At 67.9% G+C, this 10,380-nt stretch carries 7 protein-coding genes; 6 read left to right on the forward strand and 1 reads right to left on the reverse strand.

Annotated features, from left to right (window positions below; translation table 11 throughout):
* The first annotated feature begins 4 nt into the window (after window positions 1-4).
* From NM2_RS14530 to NM2_RS14540, 3 genes are all read left to right on the forward strand, one after another.
* Entirely contained in the window at window positions 5-988 is a 984-nt protein-coding gene (locus tag NM2_RS14530; protein WP_067668754.1) for a proline dehydrogenase family protein, read from the forward strand.
* 356 nt (window positions 989-1,344) lie between these two features.
* Entirely contained in the window at window positions 1,345-2,625 is a 1,281-nt protein-coding gene (locus NM2_RS14535; RefSeq protein WP_067668756.1) for an MFS transporter, read from the forward strand.
* 361 nt (window positions 2,626-2,986) lie between these two features.
* A complete protein-coding gene (locus NM2_RS14540; protein WP_245718028.1) occupies window positions 2,987-3,604 on the forward strand; it encodes a C40 family peptidase in 618 nt (205 codons plus the stop codon).
* A 34-nt stretch (window positions 3,605-3,638) separates the two neighbouring features.
* Here the strand turns inward: NM2_RS14540 and NM2_RS14545 are convergent, their stop codons facing one another.
* A complete protein-coding gene (locus NM2_RS14545; protein WP_067668750.1) occupies window positions 3,639-4,517 on the reverse strand; it encodes a UTP--glucose-1-phosphate uridylyltransferase in 879 nt (292 codons plus the stop codon).
* A gap of 167 nt (window positions 4,518-4,684) precedes the next feature.
* Between NM2_RS14545 and NM2_RS14550 the strand changes: the two genes are divergently transcribed.
* From NM2_RS14550 to NM2_RS14560, 3 genes are all read left to right on the forward strand, one after another.
* Window positions 4,685-6,121 carry a DNA polymerase IV gene (locus tag NM2_RS14550; protein WP_067668752.1) on the forward strand — a complete coding sequence of 479 codons (1,437 nt, stop codon included), beginning with the start codon at window positions 4,685-4,687 and terminating at the stop codon, window positions 6,119-6,121.
* A gap of 100 nt (window positions 6,122-6,221) precedes the next feature.
* Complete coding sequence (locus tag NM2_RS14555; RefSeq protein ID WP_084530975.1) at window positions 6,222-6,731, forward strand: WKL family lipoprotein; 510 nt, start codon at window positions 6,222-6,224, stop codon at window positions 6,729-6,731.
* Between the two features lie 149 nt (window positions 6,732-6,880).
* Complete coding sequence (locus tag NM2_RS14560; protein ID WP_067668762.1) at window positions 6,881-10,141, forward strand: arabinosyltransferase domain-containing protein; 3,261 nt, start codon at window positions 6,881-6,883, stop codon at window positions 10,139-10,141.
* The last annotated feature ends 239 nt before the right edge of the window (window positions 10,142-10,380 follow it).

Genomic DNA, 10,380 nt, shown 5'->3' on the forward strand with positions numbered 1-10,380 from the left:
TCCCGTGTTCGCGAACCCTTTGCGGCCCGCCCTGCTGGCCGCGGCGCGGTCCTCCCGCGCCGAACGCGGCATCACCCGGATGCCGGTGACCAGGCGGATCGTCGACCGGTTCGTCGCGGGCGAGTCCCGGGAGACGGCGCTCGAGGTCGTGCGAGAGCTGTTGCGGCAGAACCGGTTCGTCACGATCGACTATCTGGGCGAGGACACCGTCGATCCCGGGCGGGCCGAGCGGGTGGTGCGGGAATACCTGCGCCTGCTCGAGGCCCTGGCGCAACTCTCGCAAGGCGATGTGGATTCACCACGGCCGCTGGAGATTTCGGTGAAACTGTCCGCACTCGGACAGGCCCTCGGCGAGGACGGTCACGCCGTGGCACTGCGCAATGCCCGTGCGATCGCCGAAGCCGCTGCGGCAGTTGGTATCTGGATGACGGTGGACGCCGAGGATCACGCCGCCACCGATTCGAGGCTGGCGGTCGTACGTGAGCTGCGGCGCGAGCATCCCGAGACGGTGGGCACCGTTCTGCAGGCGTATCTGCGCCGGACCGAGGCGGATTGTGCGGCGTTCGCGCAGGAGGGCGCCCGGATTCGGCTCTGCAAAGGAGCCTACGACGAGCCGGGATCGGTGGCCTTGCGGCGCAAGCGCGAGGTGGACGCCGCTTATCTGCGCTGTCTTCGTATTCTTATGCGGGGCAAGGGATATCCGATGGTCGCCACGCACGATCCGGCCATGATCGAGGCCGCCGCACTGCTGGCGACGGCCGCCTCGCGCGGGTGCGCGGACTTCGAGTTCCAGATGTTGTACGGGATCCGACCCGCCGAACAGGAGCGGCTGACCGGCCTGGGACAGCATCTTCGGGTTTATGTTCCGTTCGGTGATCAGTGGTACGGGTACTTCGTGCGCAGGCTGGCCGAGCGACCGGCGAATCTGCTGTTCTTCCTGCGAGCCGCGGCGCCCGAAGGTCGCGCGACCATATTACTGGACCGTTAATTAGTGGTATGTACCACTGAAAGATGGCATATGGTGATACAGTTCATGACGAGGTAAGGAACACTGAGTCGGCTCCCATGAGGGGGGAGCTGAACCGGCGACCTCGAAACTCTTCCCCAGCCCGATCGGCGGGGAAGTGCAGTGCTGCTCGGCGGATGTGTCCCCTAGTGACGCCAACTGGTCGCATCCGCCGAGCGGTGCACGTAACCGCATCCCGGCCGCTCGCGTACCATTGCGCGGTTCGACCGATGCGATGAGGGAAGACCGTGACCGATCCTGCGCCCGCTGCCTCGCGGCCGTCCGGCGGGAGCTCCGCTCCCGCGACACAGTCCGCCGCAGCGCCGCACGATGCCCCGGTGAACGCTCCGGCGGGTTCGGGTCGGACCATCGCGATCGCCAGCTTCATCGGCACCGCGATCGAGTTCTACGACTACTACATCTACGGCACCGCCGCGGCGCTGGTGCTGAACAAACTCTTCTTCCCCGCGCTCTCGCCGGTCGCCGGCACGCTGGCCTCCCTGGCCACCTTCGCCATCGGCTTCATCGCCCGGCCGGTGGGCGCGATCGTCTTCGGGCACTTCGGTGATCGCGTCGGCCGCAAGGCCACGCTGGTGGTCTCGCTGCTGCTGATGGGGCTGTCCACGGCCTGCGTCGGACTGCTGCCCGGATATTCCAGCATCGGCGTGGGCGCGCCGATGCTGCTGGTCGTGCTGCGGGTTCTGCAGGGCATCGGCCTGGGTGGCGAATGGGGCGGCGCCGCACTGCTTTCCACCGAGTACGCGCCGAAGGGGCGGCGCGGGCTGTACGCGGCCGCACCCCAGATGGGTTCGCCCATCGGCTTCTTCGCCGCGACCGCGGTGTATTGGGCGCTGTCGGAATGGCTTCCGAAGGGCGCGTTCGAGTCGTGGGGCTGGCGGGTGCCGTTCCTGCTGTCCTTCGTGCTGGTGGCGGTCGGGCTGCGAATCCGGTTGCGGGTGGCCGAGACTCCGGCATTCGCGAGATTCCTGGCGACCGAGCACACGGTGCGGGTACCGACGCTGGAGGTGATCCGGCGTTATCCGAAGCAACTGCTGCTGGGCGCGGGCGCGATCGTGGTGGTGTACGTGATGTTCTACACCGCCTCCACCTACTGCCTCACCTACACCACGAAAACACTTGGCGTGCCGCGCAATACGATGCTGGGCCTGACATTGATCGCGGTCACGGTGCTGGGTGTGGCCACCTTCGTGGTGGCGCGGCAGTCCGATCTGCTCGGCCGGCGCCGGCTGTTGCTGGGCGGTGCGATCTTCAGCCTGGTGTGGAGTCTGGTGATGTTCCCGCTGCTGAACACCCGCAATCCGATCCTCATCGCGATCAGCCTGTCCGGTGCGCTGCTGTGCATGGGCATCGGCTGGGGGCCGCTGGGCGCTTATCTGCCCGAACTGTTCGGCACCGATGTGCGGTACTCGGGCGCGGGGATCGCCTATAACCTCGGCGGCGTCCTCGGCGGCGGCGCGGCTCCGCTGATCGTCGCGCAGCTCGGCCAGACCCGCGGGACCACCGCGGTGGGCTTCTTCATGGCCGCCATGGCGGTGATCTCGCTGCTGTCGCTGCTGGCGCTGCCCGAGACGCGACATCGGAATCTGAACGAAGTTTAGTTCCAGCGAACTGTCTCCCCGGCCTTCGCGACACGCGGAACTGACGAAGAGTACCCGTATCGCCGCAGATCAAATCCATTCCAGACCGGAATTGCCACTGTCGTTACAGAGGGGATCTTGTGTGATGGATGGGACATACGGTACAACAGCTATGTCAGGGCAACCCTGATGCTCTAGTTGAGCTTCGTGTTCTACCCGATATCTCTCCTGCTCGACCCCAGCTGACAACCAATGCACTGCCAGGCATGTTCTCCCGGCCGAGATGCCCGTGGGGAAGCGGTCATCGAGGAGTTCTTCGTCTGTGTCGATCGGTCACCGGGACACGTGCCTCGGTGGTGTCTGCACACCGAAGGGCGAGACAATGAAAAGTACGGCATCACCTGGCAGATTCACCCGCCTGCTGACCAGCGCGCTGATGGGATTCCTGGTCGCAGGCGCAGTCGCCGAGACCGTTCCGGCGGGGGCGGCCGGCGCGGACCCGGGCATACCCGTCGTCGCCAACAGCGGCAGCGCAGAATCCGGCGCCGCCTCCGACCCGATCGCGGGCGGAACGGGCAGCGCGTCCTCGGGCTCGGGGAGCGGTTCGGCCTCAGGCAGCGCCAGCGGCTCGGCGAGTCTGCCGCTGGCCAGTCCGCGGGCGATGATGGCGCTGGCCTTCGCGCGGTCTCAGGCCGGTAAGCCCTATCAGTGGGGCGCGACCGGGCCGAACTCCTACGACTGCTCCGGCCTGGTGCAGTGGGCGTACCGCTGGGTCGGCATCTTCCTGCCGCGCACCACCTGGCAGCAAGCGCGCGCGGGTAGCGCGGTGCCGCTCAGCGCCATCCAGCCGGGCGACGTCGTGGTGCTCAACGCCGACGGCTCCCACGAGGGCATCTACGTCGGCGACGGCGCCGTGCTCAACGCCTACGACTACGGCGTCGGCGTGGTGTACACGCCGTTGAGCCGGTTCAAGATCTACGCGATCCGGCGTTTCTTCTGAGTCGTCGTGCGGCGGGAGGTCGGGCCCGCCGCGCTCATTCGGTGACGAGCTGGCGCAGTGCCGGACCGTACTGCGGGTGGTTCAGCGCCGAGGCGAACTGCGCGGTGAGATAGTCCGCCGGATTGCCGGTGTCGTACCAGCGGCCGTGAATCACCTGGCCGTAGGCGGCATTCGAACCGGCGAACGCGTTGATCGCATCGGTCAGGTACACCTCGCCGGTGCGGTGCGAATACCACTGGGCGACCTGCTTGTCGAGTTCCTCGATGATGCCCGGGGTGACCACGTAACCGCCCACCGCGGCGAAGGACGACGGCGCGTCCTCCGGTTTGGGCTTCTCGACCAGGCCGGTGATCCGCATCAGCCCGTTGTCGAAGGTCTCGGCCACCACCGGAACGCCGTATCGACCGGATTCGGCCGGTTCCATCGGCATGAGCGCCAGCACCGGGGATTTGGTCTTGTTGTAGGCGTCGATCAGCTGCTGCGCGCGCGGCACCTCGGCGACGAACACGTCGTCGGGCCACAGCACCAGCATGGGCTCGTCGCCCAGGCTGCGCGCGGCGTTCAGGACCGGGGTGCCGTTGCCGTAGGGACCGTGCTGGTCCAGATAGGTGATGTGGCCCAGGCGGCCCAGCTCGCCGACCTCCTCCACCGCGTCGGCGTAGGCGGATTTGCCGTCGGCGCGCAGCTGCGCCACCAGCGCGGGATTGGGGCGGAAGTGGTCCTGTATCAACGACTTTCCGGCGCTCACCACGATGGTGATGTCGGTGATACCGGAGGCCACCAGCTCACGTACGGTGTGCTCGATCACCGGCTTGTCGCCGACCGGAAGCATCTCTTTCGGGATCGCCTTCGTCAGCGGCAACAGGCGCGAGCCGATACCGGCGGCGGGGATCACGGCCTTGCGGATAGTCATTGATCGATCATCACATACGGGTACGGCCGAACATGTCGGTAGCCGAGCGTAGATTTCCGGGTATGAGCACCGACCCCGGCCCGGTTACGGCACGGCTTTTGCCAGGTCAACCGGGATTCTCCGGGGTCGTCGGAGCGGGCGGCGGACAGCGCGGGCCGGGGGAGGGGATGCAGGAACCTGACAGCAATTTCAATGGCGCGCCGGAGGATGCCGAGCCGGTGGCGCGGCGCTGGGTGCTGCACATCGATATGGACGCATTCTTCGCCTCGGTCGAGCAGCTCACCCGGCCCACGCTGCGGGGCCGCCCGGTCCTCGTCGGAGGCACCGGGGCGCGCGGCGTGGTGGCCGGAGCCAGTTACGAGGCACGGGTTTTCGGGGCGCGCTCGGCCATGCCGATGCATCAGGCGCGCCGGCTGATCGGCGTGACCGCGGTGGTGGTGCCGCCGCGCGGGGTGGTGTACGGCGAGGTGAGCGGGCAGGTCTTCGAGACGTTGCGTTCGCGTATTCCGGTGCTCGAGACGCTGTCCTTCGACGAGGCGTTCGGCGAGCCCGTCGAACTGGCCGGTACCGGCGCGGGGGAGGTGCTGGAGTTCTGCGAGGCGCTGCGGGCGCTGGTGCGCGAGCGCACCGGTCTGGTCGCCTCGGTCGGCGCGGGCACGGGCAAGCAGCTCGCCAAGATCGCCTCGGGTCTGGCCAAACCCGATGGGGTGCGGGTGATTTCACCGCGCGAGCAGGGGGAGTTGCTGGCCGCGCTGCCGGTGCGCAAGTTGTGGGGTGTGGGGCCGGTGGCGCAGAGCCGGTTGCGGTCGGTCGGCATCGAGACCGTCGGCGCGTTCGCGGCACTGCCGGAATCGGAGGCGGTCTCGCTGCTGGGCGGCAGTGTGGGCGCGGCGCTGCACCGGCTCGCCCGCGGACTGGACGATCGCCCCGTCGCCGAGCGGGCCGAGGCCAAACAGATCAGCGCCGAGACCACCTACGAGAGCGATATCGCCACGCTCGGCCAGCTGCGTCCGGCGATTGAGGAGATGGCCGCCGCCGCGCACCGCCGCCTGATCCGCGACGGCCGGGCCGCGCGCACCGTGGTGCTCAAACTGAAGAAGGCCGATATGAGCATCGTGACCCGCTCGTTCACCCTGCCGTACGCGACCGAGGATCCGGCCACGCTCACCGCCGCCGCCCTGCGCTCGGCGATCGATCCGGCCCGGCTCGGCCCGATCCGCCTGGTCGGCGTGGGTTTCGGCGGGCTGTCGGCGGTGCGGCAGGAGTCGCTGTTCCCGGAGCTGGATCAGGCGACCGAACCGCGCGAGACCGCCGAGCTGGACGAATTCGTCGCGCCGGAGCCGACGGTCACCCTGGCCGCCGGTATCCCCGGCACGCCCGACACGCCGGTGCCGCCCGCCACCCGCTCCTACACCACCGAATACTTCTATCCCGGACGCGATGTCACCCATCGCGAACACGGCCACGGCTGGGTGCAGGGCAGCGGGCACGGCCGTGTCACAGTGCGTTTCGAGACTCGCTCGACCGGTCCCGGTCCGGCACACACCTTCGCCGCCGACGATCCGGATCTCGGCCCGGCCGATCCACTCCTTAGTCTTCTTTGAAAGTCTGCGGGTAGCGTGAGGCCACTCGTGCAACCACACCGGTGTGGTGGTAGTTGTCACGGAGCACGCAAGAGACCAACTCGAAGGTAAAGGACGAGCATTGAAGCTTCAGAGGACTGGACGCGTCGCGGTTGCCGCATTGGCCGTGGTGGCCGCGCTCGGCATGTCGGCCTGCGGTAGCGGTGACAAGCACTCGAGCTCCAAGGCCAAGACGACGACTGCTGCGGCCGCGACCAGCAGTAACTACCCGCCCGTTCCCACAGTGGCCCAGCTGAACCAGGAACTGTCCCAGACGCTGGACCCGAACGTGCCTTCTGCGCAGAAGACGCAGTACCTGGAGGACGGCGCGACCGCCCTGCAGAAGGACCCGGAGATGATCAACAAGCTCATCCAGGCGTACAAGCAGAACAACGCCAAGATCGAGGTGACCTCGGTCAGCTACCTGGGCGGCCCGACGCTGACCGCGAACGCGAACTTCTCGGTCAACGGCGGCCAGAACAACGTGGCCACCGTGCCGTTCGTCGCGCAGGACGGCAAGTGGAAGCTGCAGAAGCAGTGGGCGTGCAGCGGTTTGCAGAACCTGAACCAGACCTCGCCTGCTTGCAGCTGAGCGATGACGCACAGGTCGGGGCCGGTATCCACGCGGATACCGGCCCCGGTCGTTCGCGGCCGCGGATTCTAAGCGCAGACTGAGAATCGTCAAGTGATTTCGCCGGTTACGAAGCGGTCACGCTAACATCTGCCTCCGTGACAGACACGATGGTGCGGGCGGATGAGGCGCCCGCGGCCCGCGAACGCCCCGATACCGCACGATCCGGCAGGCGTTGGGCCAAGCCGGTGGCCTTCATCGCAGGTCTGCTCGGAGCGTTGTTCGCTATCGCCGTACCGCTGCTGCCGGTGCATGTGGATCACACCACTCTGTCTTGGCCACAACAGGATTCGCCGCGCGGCATCACCGCGCCGCTGGTCGGTTACGCGCCGCTGACGTTCGACGCATCGATTCCCTGTGGCGCGGTAAGGCAATTGGCCGCGCACGGCGGAGTGGTCACCTCGACCATGCCCAACGGTGCGCCCGATCTGGATCGTTACGGCTTTGTCGCACGGGTGAATCCGGCCCGCGCCGGACAGCCCGCGCAGTTCGAGGCGGTGCTGCGCGATCAATCGCTGCTGAGCGTTCCGCTGCATGAGCTCGGTGACTGCACGTTCACCGTGCACGCCGACATGTCCTCGGCCACAGCGACTCTCACCGGCTCGACGGTGAATCCGGTGACGCTGAACGGTGATTGGCGTCCGCAGCTGGTCGGAATCTTCAGCGATCTGAAGACCACCGCCGGTGCGCAGGTCACCGCGCAGGTGGACAGCCGGTTCTCGGTCGTGCCGACCTTCGCCAAACGAGCCGCGACGATTCTGGCGATCGTGTGCACGCTGGTCGCGCTGGTGGCGCTCTATCGGCTCGATACGCTGGACGGACGCCGAGTGCGGCGGGTACTGGCCCAGCGCTGGCGGACGTTCGGCCTGGTGGACGGCGTCGTCTTCGCGACGCTGGTGGTCTGGTACTTCATCGGGTCGACCACCTCCGACGACGGGTATCAGTTCGGTATGGCCCGCGTCTCGCTGGTGTCGGGCTATATGGCCAACTACTTCCGGTACTGGGGCGTGCCCGAAACACCGGTCGGCACACCGTGGTTCGACCTGCTGGCACGGATGTCCGAGCTGAGTACGGCGAGTCCGTGGATGCGGCTTCCCACGCTGCTGGCCGGGATCCTGTCCTGGTTGCTGATCAGCCGGGAGGTGATTCCCCGATTCGGCGCGGCCGTGCGGCACGACCGCGTGGTGCGCTGGACCGGCGCGCTGGGTTTCCTGGCCGTCTGGCTGCCCTTCAACAACGGGCTGCGCCCGGAACCCGTTGTGGCGGTGAGTGTTCTGCTCACCTGGTGTCTGGTGGAGCGGTCGATCGCCGTGCGGCGGTTGCTGCCCTACGCGCTGGCGATCATCGTCGGGGCCTTCGCGTGCACCGCGAACCCCTCGGGGGCGATCTGTTTCGCGCCGCTGCTGGCCGGAATGCGGCCGGTGTGGCGGTTCGGCGTGACGCGGGCTCGCGCACTGGCCGGGGTCTCGGAAGGGGCGAAGGTCACGCTGTGGGCGTGGATCCGCGCGTACGGTGCGCTGCTCGCGCCGCTGGCCGGGGCCGGAACCCTGATCGTCGCGGTGGCCTTCTCGGTGCTGCCGCTGTCGGACATGTTCGAAACCAATCGGGTGCACCAGATCGCCGGACCGGCCTCGCCCTGGTACGACGAATACCTGAGCTATCAGTGGCTGTTCATGCCCAATGCGGACGGGTCGATCGGCCGTCGCTTCGGCATCGTCGCGATGTGGCTGGGCCTGCTGGTGTGCGCATTCGTGTTGTTGCGCAAGGGCGGACGGATTCCGTTCACCACGCCTGGGCCGACCAAGCGGCTGCTGGGCCTGACCTTCGGCGCGATGCTGCTGCTGGCGCTATCGCCGACGAAGTTCACCCACCACGACGGCGTGTACGCAGGTCTGGCCGGTGCGATCGCGGCGCTAACCGCGGTCGCGGTGGGCCCGAAGGTGATGCGCTCGCCACGGAACCGGGCGTTGTTCGCCGCGGTGGTGGCGCTGATCCTGGCGCAAGTGTTCACCAGCATCAACCAGTGGTGGTACGTCTCGAGTTTCGGGATTCCATGGAATGACAAGGCACCGTCGGTGCACGGTTTCCTGATCGAGAAGGTGTTCATCGCCGCCGCGGCGGTCTGCCTGCTGCTGGCCGCGTGGTGGCACGTGCGGGCACCGGAACCCGGTACGCCGCATCGGATTTCGCCGCGCGCCTGGAAGCTGGCCAAGATACCGCCGCTGACCGTCGCGGCGGCGATCCTGGTGCTGTTCGAGCTGGCCTCGTTCGCCAAGGGCGCGGTGGCCCAGTATCCGGGCTTCTCCCTGGCCGCGTCGAATGTGAATGCGGTACTGGGCAAGCCGTGCGGTCTGGCCAACGATGTGCTGGTCGAGCCGGACCCCAACGCGTCGCTGCTGACGCCGCTGACGGGCAATCGCTTCAGGGCATTCGACAATGGCGCAAAGGGTTTCGTGCCCAATGGAATCGGCGACCTGAGCCCGGACGGCCAGCCCGCCGCGGCGAGCAGCATCGCCAACACGAATACGTTGAACGCCAAGCCCGGTCGTGATGTCGGCACCCAAACCGGCGGTGCGCCACTGCCTTTCGGGCTGAACTCGGCCACCACGCCGGAGCTGGGCACGTCCGGGCAGCAGGGGTCGTCGGATCTGACCACCGGTTGGTACCGCCTGCCCGCCGCGGGCGACCGGAGCGGAATCGTCGCCATCGCCGCCGCCGGGCGCATCCGCTCGGTCGACAAGGACGGGGTGATCACGCCGGGCGAGCCGGTGGAGGTGGAGTACGGCACGGGCGATTCGGCGACGTCCGCGCATCCGCTCGGACGGCTGACGCCGATCGATATCGGACCCGCGCCGTCGTGGCGCAATCTGCGCGTGCCGCTGAACCAGATTCCCGCGCAGGCCGACGTGATCCGCATCGTGGCCAGTGTGCACAGCCTCGATCCCGGACAGTGGGTCGCGCTGACGCCGCCCCGGGTGCCGCGCACGGTCACCCTGAACGATCTGATCGGGTCCTCGCAGCCGGTGCTGCTGGACTGGGCGGTGGGCCTGCAGTTCCCGTGCCAGCGTCCGTACGACCACAAGGACGGCATCGCCCAGGTCCCGGGCTGGCGCATCCTGCCCGACCGCGGTGGTGCGCACGACACCAACCTGTGGGAGAGCCACGACGGCGGCGGACCGCTGGGCTGGAGCCAGCAACTGCAACGCTCCAGCACCCTGGCCACCTATCTGAAGAACAGCTGGCGGGAGGACTGGGGCGAGTTGCAGCGGCTGACCCCGATCGACCCGTCCGCGGTCCGGGCCACACCCGCGGTCACCCAGGACACCCACACCGGTCTGTGGACACCGGGGCATATCAATACGGCCTGGTAGTTCCCCTCATCACGGCACCCGCGCGTGAGTCTCACGCGCGGGTGCGTTCCGGTAGCGATCCGGTTTCGACGGCGCCTGCGACGGGCCCCGCGTGGGCGGAGTGCGGCCCTGGCGTCGGCCGCGGCCTCGGGCGGATGAGTGGAGGGCGGAACCGGCGAGCGCCGGGATGAGCCGATCCGGGTGGGTCTGGCGATGGCCCGTCGATCTGGCGGGAGAACCGGCGAATTGCCATGCGGCAC

Origin of the sequence: Nocardia miyunensis NBRC 108239 (assembly GCF_001613065.1) — a bacterium.
Lineage (GTDB): Bacteria > Actinomycetota > Actinomycetes > Mycobacteriales > Mycobacteriaceae > Nocardia > Nocardia miyunensis.

Excerpts from the sequence above, each read along its gene's own strand:
- NM2_RS14540 (WP_245718028.1), top strand. The coding sequence starts at position 2,987 with ATGAAAAGTACGGCATCACCTGGCAGATTCACCCGCCTGCTGACCAGC.
- NM2_RS14545 (WP_067668750.1), bottom strand. The coding sequence starts at position 4,517 with ATGACTATCCGCAAGGCCGTGATCCCCGCCGCCGGTATCGGCTCGCGC.
- NM2_RS14550 (WP_067668752.1), top strand. The coding sequence starts at position 4,685 with ATGCAGGAACCTGACAGCAATTTCAATGGCGCGCCGGAGGATGCCGAG.
- NM2_RS14560 (WP_067668762.1), top strand. The coding sequence starts at position 6,881 with ATGGTGCGGGCGGATGAGGCGCCCGCGGCCCGCGAACGCCCCGATACC.